This window comes from Vibrio coralliilyticus (assembly GCF_024449095.1).
Taxonomy (GTDB): Bacteria; Pseudomonadota; Gammaproteobacteria; order Enterobacterales; family Vibrionaceae; genus Vibrio; species Vibrio coralliilyticus_A.
Map to the genome: position 1 here is coordinate 1,210,017 of NZ_CP024627.1, position 16,982 is coordinate 1,226,998.

Annotated in this window: 11 protein-coding genes, 1 pseudogene and 1 other annotated feature (1 of these 13 only partly in view); of the genes and pseudogenes, 3 read left to right on the forward strand and 9 right to left on the reverse strand. The window is 45.7% G+C overall.

What is annotated here, in order from left to right; translation table 11 throughout:
* Positions 1 to 69: 69 nt before the first annotated feature.
* Entirely contained in the window at positions 70 to 1,977 is a 1,908-nt protein-coding gene (locus CTT30_RS05530; protein ID WP_252036269.1) for an alkaline phosphatase D family protein, read from the reverse strand.
* Positions 1,974 to 2,345, reverse strand: a complete 372-nt coding sequence (locus tag CTT30_RS05535) for a VC1380 family protein (RefSeq protein ID WP_239868386.1) — start codon at positions 2,343 to 2,345, stop codon at positions 1,974 to 1,976. The genes CTT30_RS05530 and CTT30_RS05535 overlap by 4 nt, the downstream gene beginning before the upstream one ends.
* Before the next feature lie 118 nt (positions 2,346 to 2,463).
* Here CTT30_RS05535 and CTT30_RS05540 point away from each other — a divergent pair, with 118 nt between their 5' ends.
* The 3 genes from CTT30_RS05540 to CTT30_RS05550 all read left to right on the forward strand — a co-directional run bounded on the left by CTT30_RS05540 (position 2,464) and on the right by CTT30_RS05550 (position 8,446).
* The gene (locus tag CTT30_RS05540; RefSeq protein WP_252036270.1) at positions 2,464 to 3,789 is read left to right on the forward strand and encodes a MipA/OmpV family protein; all 1,326 of its coding nucleotides are present in this window, start codon (positions 2,464 to 2,466) and stop codon (positions 3,787 to 3,789) included.
* Positions 3,790 to 3,922: 133 nt separating this feature from the next.
* Positions 3,923 to 7,852 (forward strand): ATP-dependent RNA helicase HrpA, encoded by a 3,930-nt coding sequence (gene hrpA / locus CTT30_RS05545; protein ID WP_252036271.1) that lies wholly within the window; start codon positions 3,923 to 3,925, stop codon positions 7,850 to 7,852.
* Positions 7,853 to 7,954: 102 nt separating this feature from the next.
* Positions 7,955 to 8,446 carry an outer membrane beta-barrel protein gene (locus CTT30_RS05550; RefSeq protein WP_239875405.1) on the forward strand — a complete coding sequence of 164 codons (492 nt, stop codon included), beginning with the start codon at positions 7,955 to 7,957 and terminating at the stop codon, positions 8,444 to 8,446.
* A gap of 64 nt (positions 8,447 to 8,510) precedes the next feature.
* On the opposite strand, the pseudogene CTT30_RS05555 reads toward CTT30_RS05550, so the two are convergent.
* From CTT30_RS05555 to CTT30_RS05585, 7 genes and pseudogenes are all read right to left on the reverse strand, one after another.
* Positions 8,511 to 9,864 (reverse strand): annotated as a pseudogene (locus CTT30_RS05555) (dicarboxylate/amino acid:cation symporter).
* 243 nt (positions 9,865 to 10,107) lie between these two features.
* Positions 10,108 to 10,914 (reverse strand): tryptophan synthase subunit alpha, encoded by an 807-nt coding sequence (gene trpA, locus CTT30_RS05560; RefSeq protein WP_252036272.1) that lies wholly within the window; start codon positions 10,912 to 10,914, stop codon positions 10,108 to 10,110.
* On the reverse strand, positions 10,914 to 12,104 hold the full coding sequence (gene trpB / locus CTT30_RS05565; protein WP_252036273.1) for a tryptophan synthase subunit beta: 1,191 nt from the start codon (positions 12,102 to 12,104) through the stop codon (positions 10,914 to 10,916). The genes trpA and trpB overlap by 1 nt, the downstream gene beginning before the upstream one ends.
* A 90-nt stretch (positions 12,105 to 12,194) precedes the next feature.
* Positions 12,195 to 13,622: a bifunctional indole-3-glycerol-phosphate synthase TrpC/phosphoribosylanthranilate isomerase TrpF gene (gene trpCF, locus CTT30_RS05570; protein WP_252036274.1), complete on the reverse strand. Its 1,428-nt coding sequence runs from the start codon at positions 13,620 to 13,622 to the stop codon at positions 12,195 to 12,197.
* A 23-nt stretch (positions 13,623 to 13,645) separates the two neighbouring features.
* On the reverse strand, positions 13,646 to 14,644 hold the full coding sequence (trpD, locus tag CTT30_RS05575) for an anthranilate phosphoribosyltransferase (protein WP_252036275.1): 999 nt from the start codon (positions 14,642 to 14,644) through the stop codon (positions 13,646 to 13,648).
* A 13-nt stretch (positions 14,645 to 14,657) separates the two neighbouring features.
* The gene (locus CTT30_RS05580) at positions 14,658 to 15,263 is read right to left on the reverse strand and encodes an aminodeoxychorismate/anthranilate synthase component II (RefSeq protein WP_252036276.1); all 606 of its coding nucleotides are present in this window, start codon (positions 15,261 to 15,263) and stop codon (positions 14,658 to 14,660) included.
* Between the two features lie 2 nt (positions 15,264 to 15,265).
* On the reverse strand, positions 15,266 to 16,831 hold the full coding sequence (locus CTT30_RS05585; RefSeq protein WP_252036278.1) for an anthranilate synthase component 1: 1,566 nt from the start codon (positions 16,829 to 16,831) through the stop codon (positions 15,266 to 15,268).
* 131 nt (positions 16,832 to 16,962) lie between these two features.
* Positions 16,963 to 16,982: a sequence feature (Trp leader region), on the reverse strand (it continues 83 nt past the right edge of the window).

The following is a 16,982-nucleotide window of genomic DNA, read 5'->3' on the forward strand; positions in this document are numbered from 1 at the left end:
CTCAAATTTGTTTCCTAGTTCTATAGATAGTGATGATGTGAAGCAAGCACAAGTCTCTTTACAAAAAGATTACTTTTCTCCTATCGGTGGAAAATCAATTTCTTTGCCATCTCCCGTTAATATCGAGATCCGTTTAGGTTTACCGTTGTCATCCAGCTTTACTTCGCCGATGGCGCTGGCATTGACCAAACGACGGGCTCCTTCGGTATTGGGATCCCGCTTTTTGATTTTCAGACGTTTACGTTTAGTCAGAAAGTTGAGTGGTGAGCGTGGGGAATAGAGTAGCCTATCCAGATGGTCACACACTGCTAATAAAGGCTCAGGGAACTGACTTTTAAAGCCGCTACAGGTGATCTGATAAATATTGGGGCTAGAGCGTCGAAAACGGAGTTTTATATCGTACGCAAATGAGTAATGGACATCACCTGACAAAATAACAAAGTTTGCAGGTGTTTTCGTGTGAGTAAAAATGCTCAATAGCGTATTTGCACTGCCAGGGTGTGCCATCCAGTTTTCTGCATCAATCACTAGTGGTTGACCAAGCATGGTCATGCCTTTTTGCAGAGCTTCGATAAACTTGACGCCAAACATGGGGGCTGCGGATACGACAATCACTTTATCTTGATGCATTAGCTCTTGCTGAAACTCTATTAGTGCTTCCCAATCCATTAAACCAGAGGGTTTGTTCATTCTTGATTCTGAACGCCACCTTCGTGTGCGGGTGTCCAGAACGACAACTTTAGGTGAAGTGTGGATGGTAAAATGCCATCGCTCGAAACTGTAAAGGTAACTGATGAACTCATCTTGGTTTTGCGCTGTGGGTTGGCTTAGGTAGTTCAATGCCTCGGACAGAAACTCGTCATTGAAGTTATCCGGTTCATTTCCCCACCCTTGACACAACCAATAAGCAATCAAGCCATTGCCAATAATACGCTTAGAGAATGGGTTTTCGTATGCGGCTTTCTCCCAACCAACGGTCAGATTCCAGTCATCAGTAATATCATGATCATCGAAAATCATATAAGTCGGTATATGAGCAAGTAAGCGCTGTACTTGAGGTAAAGTGCCGATGAATGCTTCGAGTACTTGTTTTTCTTCACGCCATTGCTGTTGCCAGCGAGGGGAAAGCGTTTGACCGCCATGGGTAAATTCTTTATCGAGCAGACGTGTCAAATTGAGGCATGGCCAAAGAGTGGGAGACCAGACCAAAATGTACATGGCTAGGAACTCAGCAAAAGTGACCAGATGATTTTCGTTTTCGCGTGAGCTGAAAATAGGGACACGGCGCTTGGGAAATAATTTGCTCAGGAATGTCCCGTCATCAACGTAGTGGGGTAGAATTTTATCTCGCCCATAAAAGCAGTCGGGATGCGCATATAGCGACTCGGCACAATCAATGGGAGCATCAGGAAACGACTCTGATGGCAAACCAAGTATGTCGATGGTTTGTAAGATCGCATCAAGCATTGGTCCCGCTACATGATCAGCATAGATCTGATCGCCGCTCAAGATCAGCATGTCTGGTCTCTCATTCAGAGATTGAGTGGCGACCTTATTATCCATAGTGGCGAGCGCATCTTTACTAGGATAATGCGGATTGCGGCAGGAACCATGCAGGACATAATTCGCTTTAGTCGAGATTTTAAACGTCAACTGTTCTTCGTCAGTATGCAGTAAATGCGGGTAAAGCGTGCTTAGTGGACCGAGGTGAGTCTCGAATTCATAACTAAGCGCCACATCAGTTGGAAAGTCACTTTTAAAATGCGCTAAGGTCACGAAGCAGTGTGTGCCCACCTGAATTTGCTGGCAATCAGAAAGACTGTCTTGAAAGACTACGTTGTGATCGGACGCTTGAGAAAGAATGAACTTTCCCTCTAAGGGACGACTGGTTGCTAACCAGAAGACAAGCTCATCAGCGGTAGATTTTCTTAAAATGGGGCCAGCTAAGAGAAAGGGCAATTCAGGTGTTGGTTTCATTGGTTCTCTGTCGGATCTTTAGGTACTTCAGGGTCTTCCAATATTTCGATGATCTCAGAACTCGACATTTCGTGACCCATGAGAAAGAGCGCCAGCATAGCATCTGCTTTGGTTTTTGTATCGGAGCTTTCGTCAAGAATTTGTTTAAATCGCTGACGAATCATGTCAACTTCGTGCTCGACAAATCCTCGACCTTCTTCCTCTCCTTGGGTTTCTTCGGGTGCGTTATCAAATTCTAAAAATAGCATGTCATTGTCGAGGTGAGTATTAACCAACCTTTCAGGAAGCCATTCTTCTCCAGTCACTATGTGCGGATCTTGGTTTTCAGGTAATGAGTCGAGAACTTTCTTTAAATCTGATGCTTTCACAATTTTAGAATTTAGGCGAACATGTACTCTTATATTAACGGCGAATCGTGCTTAAAGATAAGTATTAACTTTATCGATTGATGAGAATTTGAGTCGTTCGGTCAGTTTTGGACAAAAAATGATTAGCGTAAAGAGACTATCGACACTGACGGTGCTAGCTGTAAACGCCGTCAGTTTTTCTGCTGTCGCCGAGGAAGAAAAAGGCATCAGTGAACAAGATTGGGGTATTGCTGCTGTCTATCGTATGGCTTCCATCCCTTTTTACACGGGTAACAATGACCAGACGGTTGGTACGTTTGTACCGATGATGTATTTTGAGAGCGAGCACGTGTTTGTCGAAGGTTTGCAGGGCGGGGCTTATCTTTTTAAGCCAGAGGATGAAGCCTTCCAGTTGAGTGCATTAATGCGGCTTAGGTTTGTAGACATCCCCTCTTCTGAACAAAATGCTAACGGTGGAGATGCGGTCGACTTTGGTGGTCAACTACGCTATTTCCTTGATGACGATTGGTACCTAGATGCTGAATTGATGACAGATGACGAGTTTCGTTTCCATAGTAACCTAAGCGTGAGTGGTGAGTTTGATTATGGGGACTGGGAACTTAGGCCACATGCCCGTCTTCGTTATAAGGATGCGGATTTCAATAGTCAGTATTACTCTTTTTCCGATATCACCAAAGAAAATATTGGTGGTGGCATTGATCTCAACATAGGAATAGACGCGCGTTATCACGTTTATTCCAACTTGTATCTGTTGGGTTCTACCAGCGTGACCCGACTGGATAATAACGCCTATCATTCCAATACCGTTGAAGATAGGTATCAAGGCGAGCTTTTTGTTGGCTTTGGTTTCTTTAATGATAAATCGAAAGCGCCTAAGCCTGAACTCAAGAATAAACGTTACGTTCGGATTGCGCATGGTTGGGCAACGCCATCCAATATCGGCGACATCATGAAGCTCAATACAGAAAAAGACCCATACAATAACCAAATGACGTCGCTTTTCTATGGCCATCCTTTAACGGACGAATTGTTTGGTATGCCGCTGGATATTTACTTTACACCGGGCATTGTTCATCACTGGTCTTCAGATGTGCAATCTGCCAGCACCGAATACGTTGCTGCGATTAAAGCCTACTACACGTTTAATTGGCCAACTCAGTGGCGATTTGGTGTGGCTGAAGGGATGTCATTCATTGACAGCATCACGTATATCGAACAAACGGAGATGGACTCTAAGGGTTACAACGCGAGTAATTTCCTTAACTATCTCGATTTTTCGTTTGACGTCAATATTGGCGATTTATTCAACAAGCGTGACTTAGACAACATGTGGGTGGGTTATTCACTGCATCATCGCAGCGCGATATTTGAACAAGCGTCCCAATATGGTCGGATCAAAGGTGGCAGTAACTACAATACCATCTATGTGCAGTTCGACTTTTGATTGAGCCGATGATGAAAAGCCGTTAGTGAGAACGTCACTAACGGCTTTTTTGTTGTATGGACTGAGACATTTGTCACGGTGACTGTGGTACAATTTGTCGCAGTTTTATGTAGTGAAAAGAATAGGTAACGCTTTGACTTCGTCACAGCCAGAAAAAAATACCGCCTCTGAAGAGAAAGTGCAGGCCAACACGGCTACTTCTCTGCGTAAGGCATTGAATCAGTGCATGCTCAAAGATAGGTTTCGTCTGAGTAAGCGCATTTCAGGCGCCAGTAAAATAAAGAAAGAAGCGTCTCGTCATGCCGTTTTCGATGAAATAGCCTTAGATATTGCTAAATCCATGATGGATGTCGAGCAAAGAGCCAGTAACAAACCCACCATCGAATACCCGGAAATTCTGCCAGTAAGTCAGAAAAAAGATGATATTGCAAAGGCGATTGAAGAAAACCAAGTGGTTATTGTCGCCGGTGAAACGGGTTCAGGGAAAACCACTCAGCTCCCCAAAATTTGTGCTGAGCTTGGGCGTGGCAAATATGGTTTGATTGGCCATACACAGCCAAGACGCCTTGCTGCGCGTTCGGTAGCGAATCGTATCGCGGAAGAGATGGAAACCAAATTGGGTGAGTTTGTCGGTTATAAAGTCCGATTCAACGATCAAATTTCAGACAATACCCAAATTAAACTGATGACTGACGGGATTTTGCTGGCTGAAATCCAGCATGACCGTTTCTTGAACCAGTACGACACCATTATTATCGATGAAGCGCACGAGCGCAGTCTTAATATCGATTTTATCCTTGGTTACCTGAAAGAACTGCTGCCACGCCGTCCTGATCTTAAAGTGATCATCACTTCGGCAACGATTGACCCTGAGCGATTTTCTAAGCATTTTAATGATGCACCCATTATTGAGGTGTCTGGCCGTACTTACCCAGTCGAAACGCGTTACCGACCATTACGTGGTGATGATGATGTCGAGCGTGACCAGCTAGAAGGTATTTTTGATGCGGTCGATGAGCTTTGCGATGAAGGGTTAGGGGATATTCTTATCTTCATGAACGGTGAACGAGAAATTCGTGACACTGCTGATGCATTGGCAAAGCGTAACCTGAAGAGCACAGAGATTGTCCCATTGTATGCGCGCCTTTCAGCCGGTGAACAGAACAAAATTTTCCAACCTCATGCAGGGCGTCGAATCGTATTGGCGACCAACGTTGCTGAAACGTCTCTGACAGTACCGGGCATCAAGTATGTCATCGACCCGGGTACTGCGCGTATCAGTCGTTACAGCTATCGAACCAAGGTACAACGTCTGCCGATTGAACCTGTCTCTCAAGCGAGTGCCAACCAGCGTAAAGGTCGTTGTGGTCGTGTTGAGGAGGGCATTTGTATCCGTTTGTACTCTGAGGAAGATTTTGAGTCTCGTCCAGAGTTTACCGATCCTGAAATTCTTCGTACTAACCTAGCATCGGTTATCCTTCAGATGACGGCGCTGGGGTTGGGTGACATTCAAGCTTTCCCGTTTGTTGAAGCGCCTGATAAACGCAATGTTCAAGACGGTGTCCGACTGTTGGAAGAGCTGGGTGCAATCAATGAAAACGCAAAAGACCCTAAAAAGCGTCTGACTTCAATTGGTCGCCAGTTAGCTCGTTTGCCAATCGATCCACGTTTGGCCCGTATGGTTTTGGAAGCGCCAAAGTATGGGGCACTGAAAGAAGTCATGGTTATCGCTTCTGCACTTTCGATTCAGGATCCGAGAGAGAGACCAAGCGATAAACAGCAATCGTCAGACGATAAGCACAGACGTTTCTTTCACGAAGAGTCTGATTTCCTGACGTTGGTTAATTTGTGGGATTACATTCAGAAGCAGCAAAAAACGCTGTCTGGAAACCAATTCCGCAAGCAGTGCAAGCAGGACTATCTAAACTATCTCCGAGTCCGAGAGTGGCAGGACGTCTATTTCCAGATACACCAGTCTATGCGTGAGATGGACTTCAAACTCAATGATGAACCAGCGAGCTACCAAGCAACTCACAGTGCGATACTGGTCGGTTTACTTTCTCATATTGGTATGAAAGATCAGGAGAAGAATGAGTACCAAGGGGCACGGAATGCGCGCTTCCATATCTTCCCTGCGTCTGGGTTGTTTAAGAAACAGCCAAAGTGGATTGTGTCTGCTGAGCTAGTGGAAACATCAAAGTTGTGGGGGCGTATTATCGCCAAGATCCAACCGGAGTGGATTGAACCGCTGGCAAAGCACCTGATTAAACGCAGTTACAGCGAACCACATTGGTCGAAAAAGCGTGCTGCTGTCATGGCTCATGAAAAAGTGATGCTTTATGGCGTGCCAATCGTGCCTAAACGCCTAGTGAATTATGGCCCTATCGATGCAAAAGTGAGCCGTGAGATCTTTATCCGCAGTGCTTTGGTAGAAGGTGAATGGGAAACCAAACACGCTTTCTTTAAGCAAAATCGTAAGTTGCTTCAAGAAGTGGAAGAGCTGGAACACAAGTCCCGTCGCCGTGATATTTTGGTTGATGATGATGAGCTGTTTGATTTTTATGACCAACGAGTGGGGACGGAAGTTGTTTCAGGGCGTCATTTTGATACTTGGTGGAAGAACGCGTCTAAAGAAAACAGTGAGCTGCTGAACTTTGAAAAAGAAATGCTCTTCAAAGGTGACGCTAGCCATGTTACGGATCTGGATTACCCTAACTTCTGGCACCAAAATGGCCTCAAGCTGAAACTGAGTTACCAGTTTGAACCGGGTGAAGACAATGACGGTGTGACTGTTCACTTACCTCTACCTATATTGAATCAGGTTGAACAAGCCGGGTTTGACTGGCAAATTCCGGGGCTGCGCCATGAATTGGTCGTTAGCCTGATCAAATCACTGCCAAAGACGATTCGTAAAAACTTCGTCCCTGCCCCCAACTACGCTGATGCATTTTTAGCTCGTGCCACGCCAATGGAAGTGCCGTTACTTGATGCTCTGGAAAAAGAGCTTCGTCGTATGACTGGTGTGGAAGTGTTACGCGAAGATTGGAATATGGAGCAAGTACCAGATCACTTGAAGGTTACCTTCCGCGCAGTGGACCATAGAAATCGTAAACTCAAAGAAAATCGCGATCTGCATGAGCTAAAAGAGAGCTTAAAAGACAAAGTTCAGGAAACACTCTCTAAAGTCGCCGATGACGATATTGAGCAACAAGGGCTTCATACTTGGAGTTTTGGTGAGTTGCCAAAAGTCTATCAGCAAAAGCGCGGCGGCTATGACGTCAAAGCTTATCCAGCGATTGTTGACAGCAAAGACAGTGTTGAAATCAAACTCTACGAGACGGAGCAAGAACAGGCCTCTGCGATGCGGGCTGGCCAACGTCGATTGATATTGCTGAACGTACCATCTCCGATCAAATACCTGCACAGTAACTTGCCAAATAAGTCTAAACTCGGTCTATATTTTAACCCTTATGGGAAAGTCCTTGACCTGATTGATGACTGTATTGCTTGTGGTGTGGATAAACTGATCGAAGAAAAAGGCGGAATAGTTTGGCAACCTGAGGAATTTGAGCAGCTTAAAGAGCATGTTCGAGCCGAACTCGGTGATACTGTGGTGGAGATTGCGAAACAAGTAGAGACAATTCTGACAACCGCATTCAGTATTAATAAGAAGTTAAAGGGCAAGATAGACTTCTCGATGGCTTTTGCTTTGTCTGATATTAAGGCACAAATTGAGGGGCTTATCTTTAAAGGGTTTGCGACAGAATGTGGTTGGAGACGCCTTCCAGATATTTTGCGTTACATGAAAGCGATTGAGCGTCGTATGGAGAAGTTGCCAATCGATCCTAATAAGGACCGTTTGCATATGTTGAAGATTGAGGCCGTTACTAACGACTACAAAGAATTGCTCAACAAAATTCCTAAAGGAATGGCTGTACCAGATAACGTCAAAGAAGTGCGTTGGATGCTTGAAGAACTGCGCGTTAGCTATTTTGCTCAGCAGCTGGGCACGCCATATCCGGTATCGGACAAACGCGTAAAGAACGCGATTGACCAATGCTAGGTATATAAATTGCATTAAACTTAAACATAACAATATTTTGACTTATACTGGCAGAGGATTGCCGTGGCAGCCTCTGCAAAGGGAAAAGAAAGAAGGTTAAATATGAAAAAGACACTACTCGCACTAGCTTTATTAGGTGCATCAGCAACAGCATCAGCGGACTCATGGATCTACGGTAGTGCAAGTGTAGGTCAAGCAGACTTAGGTGGTGAATCTACAACCTCATACAACGTTCATGTTGGTACAGGTATTTTGCCATTCATCGGCCTTGAAGCGGGCTACCAAGACTTGGGCGATTATGATCGTGTTGATTACTCTGGTATTAAAACGAACCTAACCGGTTCTTCAATTTACTTTGCTGCGAAACCAAGCCTTGACTTTGGCCCACTGCATGTATACGCGAAAGGCGGCCTTCATTCATATGACTTAGAAGCTGATGGTTTTAAAGAAGATGAGATCGATGTGATGTATGGCGTTGGGGCTGAGTACTTTGTCATGGGGCCTCTTTCTTTAGGGGCAAGCTACAGCGTATTCAATATGAAAGAAGACGATGTGAAGAACTTCTCGCTAAACGCGACATTCCACTTCTTGTAATAGACATATCACGAAAAAGCCCGGCTAGTAACTAGCCGGGCTTTTTGTTACCTGAAATCAGTGATTAAGCTTGCTGTTTTTGAAGCTCAGCTTCTTTTACGTCTTCTTCAATCAGTGAATCAACAATCACAGCACAAGCGGCGTCACCAGTGATGTTCAATGCAGTACGAATCATGTCGAAGATACGATCAAGAGCGAACAGTAGAGGCAGACCTTCGATAGGGATACCCGCTGCCAGAAGAACGGCAACCACTAGGAACGAAGGACCAGGTACCCCAGCTTGACCTACTGCACCAAGTGTCGAGGTAATAATGATGGCAATGTACGCGCCCATACCAAGATCGATGTTGAACAGTTGCGCGAAGAAGATTGCGACTAAACCGTAGTAAATCGCGTTACCTGACATATTGATTGTTGCGCCCAGCGGGAGAACGAAAGACGCTGTTGAATTTCGTACACCCAGCTCATGCTCACAGGTGTCCATCGTGACTGGCAGAGTTGCCATTGATGAAGCGGTAGATAAAGCCACGGCTTGAGGCTTCTTCATCGCTGTCAGGAATTTCTTCGCAGAGGTCTTAGTGAAGATGTGAACCATAAGAGGGTAGGCCACGAAACCAAAGATAAGAATTGCAGCGATGTAGACAACAAATAGTTTGAATACCACCATTAAGGCGCCAAAACCGAAGGTTCCCACTGCTTCTGCCATCAGGCCAAATACACCCAGTGGTGCAATGATCATCACTTTGTTGATCATCCAAACCATGGCATCAACAATGCAGTTTACGCCGTTAATGATTGGGTCACGGCGTTCTTTAGCTTGCTTAGAAATAGCGATCCCGAAAAACATGCAGAAAACTAGGATCTGTAGGATGTTGGCTTCATTAAGTGACTGGAAAACGTTAGTTGGGATCATACCAGTAATGGTTGCCCAGAAAGAAGGTAGGTCACCTTTAGAAGCGTATTCAGATGAGAACATGCCCTCAACGCCAGAGACATCGATACCCATGCCTGGTTTGAAGACTTCACCCATAAATAGAGCAAGTGCAACAGCGAGTGCAGATGTTAGACCGAAGTAACCTAAAGTGACTAAACCAACTTTACCCGCTGACTGACTATTACCTAAGCCCGCTGCGCCCGAAATTAGCGCGACAGCGACCAATGGAATAACCAGCATTTTGATTAGGTTAATAAAAATCGCACCTAGTGGAGCGAAGACCGTAGCGCTGTCTCCCATGAAGGCACCCGCGGCAGTACCCACAATATGGCGATCACAACTTGAACGCCGATGTTGTTTAGTAAACTCTTTTCTTTTAACACTTCCATAACCTCTGTGCTAACAAATTTTAAAATTCCAGAATTAATATCTAAATCAAATTTATAATTTAGACAGTAATTTCGCTTCGCTTTTTACACTTTATTTTTACATTTAGCAATAAGCGCCCAAGTTAATTGGGTCGATTAAAATCATTTTCCTTGATGGGTGATAACTTTTTGACCGATAGCAAACGTTTGCTGTTCGCTTGGGGGATGAGTTGTTATCTAAACATTGGTTTTTTTAATTCAAATGAAGGCGTGGATAAAAAGAATAGATGTTAAAAAAAAAGATCGGTGTCTTAAGTTGTTAAAAAACCGATCTCATAGGTGTTTAGATGGCTAGTTCGCTACTTTTGTGTTGCGGCTTTCATCGGTGAAACAAAACTCGCGAGTTGGTTTAACATTTCTTGCGGAGACTCAACGTGTGATTCGATGATTTTGACGATAGCAGAGCCTGAAATTGCCCCTGCGGCACCAGACTCAATCGCTTGTTTAACCTGATCGGGCTGAGATATACCAAAACCGAGAAGCGATGGCGGTGCGTCGTATTTATTGAGTTTTTCTAACAAGTCTCCAACTGGCATGTTGGCCTTTGTTTCTGCACCGGTTACACCAGCACGAGAGAGTAGGTAGGTATAGCCACCACCTAGTTCAGCAACTGATTTTAGTGTCTCTTCTGACGCCGTTGGCGGTGCGATAAAGATAGGTTCAATACCGTGCTTCTTAGCCGCCTCAACAAACTCTTGGCTTTCATTGGTTGGTACGTCAGCAATCAATACAGAATCGATACCGGCATTCGCACAACGCTGGTAAAAACTATCAATCCCGCGCGCATAAACTAGGTTTGCGTACATCAGAAGGCCGATTGGGAGTTCTGGGTATTTGGCGCGGATTTTTCCAATCAAATCAAAGCAGATATCTGGGGTTGCTCCCGAATCCAGTGCGCGAATGTTCGCTCCTTGAATAGTAGGGCCATCCGCAAGTGGATCCGAAAACGGAATACCCAGTTCAAGTGCATCGGCACCCGCTTCAACCAGTGTCTCCATAATTTTCAGGGACTGCTCCGGGTTTGGATCGCACACGGTTACGAAAGGAACAAATGCACCTTGGTTTTTCTCGTTCAGGCGCTCAAACATAGACTCATAACGGCTCATTAGATAACTCCTTTTTCTTCTAGAATGGCGTGAACAGTAAAGATGTCTTTGTCACCACGACCTGATAGGTTTACGACGAGAAGTTGTTCTTTGTCTGGGTTCTCACGAGCCATACGTAGTGCATGAGCTAGTGCGTGAGATGACTCTAGTGCAGGAATAATACCTTCACTTCGGGCAAGTTCTTGGAATGCGTCCAAAGCCTCATCATCGGTTACGTTGTCGTATTCCGCACGGCCAATTGCATTTAAGTGAGCGTGTTGAGGCCCAACTGAAGGGAAATCAAGGCCCGCAGAAACAGAGTAAGATTCTTCAACTTGCCCGTTTACGTCTTGCATCAGTGGCGCTTTCATACCAAAGAAGATGCCGGTTTTACCGTGCTTAAGAGGGGCGCCATGCTGGTCGGTATCTATACCTTTACCTGCAGGTTCAACACCGATCAGGCGAACCGTTTCCTCTTCAATAAAGTCAGCAAACATACCGATTGCATTTGAGCCACCACCGACACAAGCGATGACTGCATCAGGAAGGCGACCTTCACGAGCCAGAATTTGGTTTTTTGTTTCTTCGCCAATCATTCGTTGGAAATCACGCACTATGGTTGGGAATGGATGAGGACCAGCAGCGGTACCCAGCAAATAGTGAGCTTCTTCGTAGCTTGCTGACCAGTCACGCAGTGCTTCGTTACATGCATCTTTCAGAGTTGCAGAACCCGAGTGAACAGGAATGACTTCCGCGCCCATAAGTTTCATACGGAACACGTTCGGGCTTTGACGTTCTACGTCTTTTGCTCCCATGTACACGCGACATTTCAGACCGAGCAATGCACAAGCCAATGCGGTAGCGACACCGTGTTGACCCGCGCCAGTTTCTGCAATGATCTCGTTTTTGCCCATACGCTTAGCCAACAGTGCCTGACCTAGCACTTGGTTAGTTTTGTGTGCGCCGCCATGCAATAAATCTTCGCGCTTGAGGTACAGTTTGGTTTTTGTACCTTTGGTCAGATTGCGAGTCAGTGTTAGCGCCGTTGGGCGACCTGCGTACTCTTGCAGCAGGGTCATAAACTCGCTGCGAAACTCTGGGTCTTCTTGCGCATCAATAAACGCTTGTTCTAGCTGTTCCAGTGCAGGAACGAGAATTTGCGGTACATACTGACCACCGTATTCGCCGAAGTAGGCATCAAGTTTTGCCATGGTTTTATTCCTTCAATTCAGTTTGGCATTGCTCTCTAGCACACCAAAAAATTTCTTTAATTATGAGTAATTGATCTTTAATAAATCTATTTAGTAGCTGCGAATCGCATCAAATGCCTGTTGCAGCTTCTCTGCATCTTTCTTGCCGGGTGAAACTTCAACGCCTGAGTTTAAATCCAGACCTAGACAGCCTTGTTGGGCCGCTTTCTGAGCGTTGAAAGGTGAAATGCCACCCGCGAGCATTACTTTTGATCTATCACCAATCAATGACCAGTCGAAGACTAGGCCTGTCCCACCCGCTTGAGAGCCAACTTTGGTATCGAGTAAGTGGCGGCTGACTGGAGTGTCTAGCAGATCTGGTGAGCTGTCAGTAACACCGTAAGCTTTCCAGATTTCAACTTGATCACCCAGCTGCTCCTGGATCGCAGTGACAAAGTTCTGGTCTTCATCTCCATGCAGCTGAACAGCGCAGAGGCCAAGCTCTTGCGCAATGCTAATCACGGTGTCGACATCATGGTTTTGGAATACGCCCACATATTTCAAAGGAGCACCAGACATGGTTAGTCGAGCGGTTTCTAAATCCACGCAACGCTTCGACTTAGAGACAAAAATCAGTCCGCCAAATACTGCTCCTGCTTGGTAAGCTTTCGCAGCATCATCTGGGTGTGTCAGACCACAAACTTTATTTTCACCTAGTGTGACTTTTCGTACTGCCAGCTCTAAGTTGTCTTCTGCCATCAATGAGCTGCCGATGAGGAAACCATCAGCAAAATCTGCAAGATCTCTAACTTGCTGGTGTGTGTAGATGCCTGACTCCGAAATGATGGTCGCCTCTGGTGCCAGCTCACGTATTGTTGGTGCCAGCTCTTTGGTGCGGTTCAAATCTGTTGTTAGGTCACGTAAATTGCGGTTATTAATACCAATAACTTTAGCGCCAAGTTTCACCGCGCGGTGCAACTCTTCCTCATTACTGACTTCGGTCAGAATACCCATATTGAGTGAGTGAGCCACTTCTTCTAGTCCTTTATACTCGGCATCATCAAGTACAGATAGCATCAGCAGAATCGCATCAGCAGAATAATGGCGAGCTAGATAAACCTGATAAGTATCGACCATAAAGTCTTTACACAGAATCGGTTGAGATGTTTGCTTTCTCACTTGTGGCAGGAAATCGAAGTTTCCTTGAAAGTACTTTTCATCGGTGAGCACTGAAATCGCATCAGCGTGATTATTGTACACGGACGCAATGTAATCGAGGTCAAAGTCGTCACGAATCAGTCCTTTGGACGGAGACGCCTTCTTACATTCTGTGATGAAGGCAGTTTTTTTACCGCTTACTGCGTCATAGAAGCTACGATCAGACGGAGTTAGCGCCTCTTTAAACTGCTCCAAAGGTTGAGAGGCTTTACGTTCTTCCACCCAGATGTACTTATCACGAACGATTTTTGCCAATACTTCTGCCATTTGCGCTTCTTTTAGGGACACGTGCTCTGAAAGTTTATCTTGCGTCTGAGTCATCTTTTGTTCCTTCCTTCAGGTGCTTAGGCGTGAGCTGCTAGCTGATTAACCAGCTCAAACGCTTTACCAGAGTTCATAGCCTCAATCGCTTGCTGAGTATTGGCCTTGAGATCTTCATGACCAAATAAACGCATGAGAAGCGCAACGTTAACCGCTACCGCACCCAACTGCGCATCGGTGCCTTTGCCCGTAAGGATATTGGTAATAATGGCTTTGTTTTCTTCTGGATCGCCGCCTTTAATCGCTTCAAGCGGATGCGCTGTTAGGCCAAAGTCTTCTGGAGTCAAAGTGTATTCAGTAATTTGCCCATCTTTGATTTCCGCCACTGTGGTGTTGCCATGAATAGCAACTTCATCTAGACCGCTACCGTGCACTACTGCAGCACGCTTCATGCCCATCTTTAGCATGGTTTCAGCGATAGGACGGACCAACTCTTCGCTGTAAACACCCATAAGCTCAATATTTGGACGAGCAGGGTTAATCAGCGGGCCTAAGATGTTAAAAATGGTGCGCGTTTTCATTGTCTGACGCACTGGCATCGCGTGGCGAACACCACTGTGATATTGCGGCGCAAACAAAAAAGCCACTCCTAGGCTATCAACAGCAGAGCGAGTGTCTTCCGCACTCATCGCTAGGTTGATGCCAAATGAGTCGAGTAGATCAGAAGAGCCTGATTTACTTGATACACTGCGGTTTCCATGTTTGGCGACTTTTAGGCCACAGGCAGCGGCAACAAAGGCGGCTGTGGTCGAAATGTTGATGGTGTTATGCCCGTCGCCACCAGTGCCAACGATGTCTGCGAAATCATAATCTGGACGTGGGAATGGGTTTGCGTTAGCAAGTAAGGCCTTAGCCGCTCCAGCGATCTCATCAGGTGTTTCGCCTTTAATCTTCAGTGCTGTCAGCGCCGATGCCATAAGAATTGGATCAAGTTCACCGCGAATAATGATGTCAAAAAGCTGTTGGCTTTCTTCCTGAGTTAGCGGTTGTTGTTCATAGAGTTTGTTGATGATCGTTTCCATTCTTATTTGCTCCTTATTGCTGCGCTGACGTTAGATTTGATTTTTGTAAAGCCCACTCAATCGCATTGGCTAGCAGTGTTGCGCCATGAGTAGTCATGATGGATTCAGGGTGGAATTGGAAGCCACAAATTTTATCTTGTTCATGAACCACAGACATGACAAGGCCATCGACTTCTGCGGTTACAGTAAGTGTTTCAGGTACCTGTGTAGCCACTAACGAATGGTAACGTGCAATGGCAAGTGGTGAAGGTAGGTTGGAGTATGTCGGATGATTCTGGTGCTCCATCATCGACACTTTGCCATGGACAATCTCACCCGCGCCAGCAACGGTACCACCATAGGCTTCAACAATGGCTTGATGACCGAGACAGATACCGATCATCGGCACTTTACCTTTCAGGCGTTGGATGACTTCCGGCATGGAGCCCGCTTCAGATGGCGCCCCTGGGCCGGGAGACAATAACACTACCGGATTGTCTAGCTCGTTGACCGCACCTTCAATCGTTTCCGCGGCAATGTGGTTACGGTAGATTTTGACGTTGTGTCCGAGTGAGCGAAACTGATCCACTAAGTTATAAGTAAACGAGTCAAAGTTATCGATAAATACAATGTTAGCCATCTCTACGACTCCTTATGTGCTGACTGAATTGCAGAGATAACGGCTTGCGCCTTACCACGAGTTTCATCTGCTTCGGCTTGTGGTTCTGAATCAAACACAACGCCAGCTCCTGCTTGAACTTGAGCGATGCCATTCTCGACATAAGCAGAACGGATAACGATACAGGTGTCTAATGTACCTTCGCCAGTGAGGTAGCCAACGGCACCGCCATAGCTACCACGGCGTGCACCTTCGACATCACGGATAAGTTGCATCGCACGAATTTTAGGTGCACCAGTCAGCGTCCCCATGTTCATGCAAGCTTGATAAGCGTGCAGAGCGTCCAGATCTTCACGAAGCTGACCAACCACTCGGGATACTAAGTGCATTACATGGCTGTAGCGGTCGACTTTAAGCAAATCTGCAACGTGGCGAGAACCCGCTTGGGAAATACGAGCAACGTCGTTACGCGCGAGATCCACCAACATCATGTGTTCGGCGTTCTCTTTCATATCAGTACGCAGTTCAAGTTCAATACGGCTATCTAGATCGAAATCGATAGCGCCGTCTGGGCGTTTGCCACGGCGACGTGTACCAGCAATAGGGTAGATCTCGACCTGATTAGTCTCAGTCTCATATTTCAGAGCACTTTCTGGTGAAGCTCCGAATAGTGTGAAGAGTTCATCTTGCATATAGAACATATAAGGGCTTGGGTTACTTTGCTTGAGCTCTTTATATGCTGCAAGAGGTGAGGGGCAAGGCAGAGTAAAGCGACGTGACGGAACAACCTGAAAGATATCGCCTTTAACCACATATTGTTTTAGATCGCGAACGATCTGACAGAAATCGGTATCACTCACACTTGGTTGAGGGGTGATGTTTGGCAGTTTCGTTGCCAGTGGTAAATGTTTAAGGTTGGAGCATTGAGATTGAATGCTTTCGATACGAGCTTCTAACGTTGCTTTTTCTTCTTCGTTTGCAAATAAGGTAGCTTGTAGGTCACAGGACTCGCGCTGGTGGTCAACAATGAGCAGTGTTTCAGCGACATAGAACACATAATCTGGACATTTATTGGTGGCTTCGGCATCACCTAAAGGTTCAAAATTAGCCACCATATCGTAAGCAAATAAGCCACCAAGGAAAAGCGCATGCTTTTGCTGTTCACTGAGGTCAAAGCTGTGTTGAACTAGGCGCAGGGCGTCAAAGGATGAAGCTTCGCGTAAGCGAGAATCTTCATCTAATGTGTCGCAAGGTGCTTCGAGCTTAAGTATCAGCGTCGTGCCATCAAAAGAATGAGTCACATTGTTGTGAATGTTGTGAGTCAAATGAGAAAGCAGGTGTTTGCCGTTATTCGTCAGTGCTTGCATGGTAACAATGTGACCGTTGCAAACGATGCGAACGGCAGAATCTACGATCAGCAAGCTTTTGAGGTTTTGCTTAGAGTCAATTTCCGCAGACTCTAATAATAGGCTGTCAGTTTTATTCTCACACAAGGAATGAAACAGACGAGTTGGGTCCTGTGCGTAAGGTGCAGACGCTTGAATGACTTCAAGATTTCCTAGCTTTTTGATTTCAATGGCCTTGTTCACAAGACCTCCTTTTCATTTGTATTCTTTCTTACTTCCTGTCGTACATAGTCGCACAAAGAAAACATTCACCCAATGTGGATTTTGCAGTAATTGATGAATGTTTGATCAGTTGAGTGCTTTGTATCCGACAAAACAAAAAGCCCGCTTTAGT

Bases quoted from the DNA above. Each gene is read 5' to 3' on its own strand.
- trpB (WP_252036273.1), bottom strand. From the start codon at position 12,104: ATGGCAAAACTTGATGCCTACTTCGGCGAATACGGTGGTCAGTATGTA.
- trpCF (WP_252036274.1), bottom strand. From the start codon at position 13,622: ATGACTCAGACGCAAGATAAACTTTCAGAGCACGTGTCCCTAAAAGAA.
- CTT30_RS05550 (WP_239875405.1), top strand. From the start codon at position 7,955: ATGAAAAAGACACTACTCGCACTAGCTTTATTAGGTGCATCAGCAACA.
- trpD (WP_252036275.1), bottom strand. From the start codon at position 14,644: ATGGAAACGATCATCAACAAACTCTATGAACAACAACCGCTAACTCAG.
- trpA (WP_252036272.1), bottom strand. From the start codon at position 10,914: ATGAGCCGTTATGAGTCTATGTTTGAGCGCCTGAACGAGAAAAACCAA.
- CTT30_RS05540 (WP_252036270.1), top strand. From the start codon at position 2,464: ATGATTAGCGTAAAGAGACTATCGACACTGACGGTGCTAGCTGTAAAC.
- CTT30_RS05530 (WP_252036269.1), bottom strand. From the start codon at position 1,977: ATGAAACCAACACCTGAATTGCCCTTTCTCTTAGCTGGCCCCATTTTA.
- CTT30_RS05580 (WP_252036276.1), bottom strand. From the start codon at position 15,263: ATGGCTAACATTGTATTTATCGATAACTTTGACTCGTTTACTTATAAC.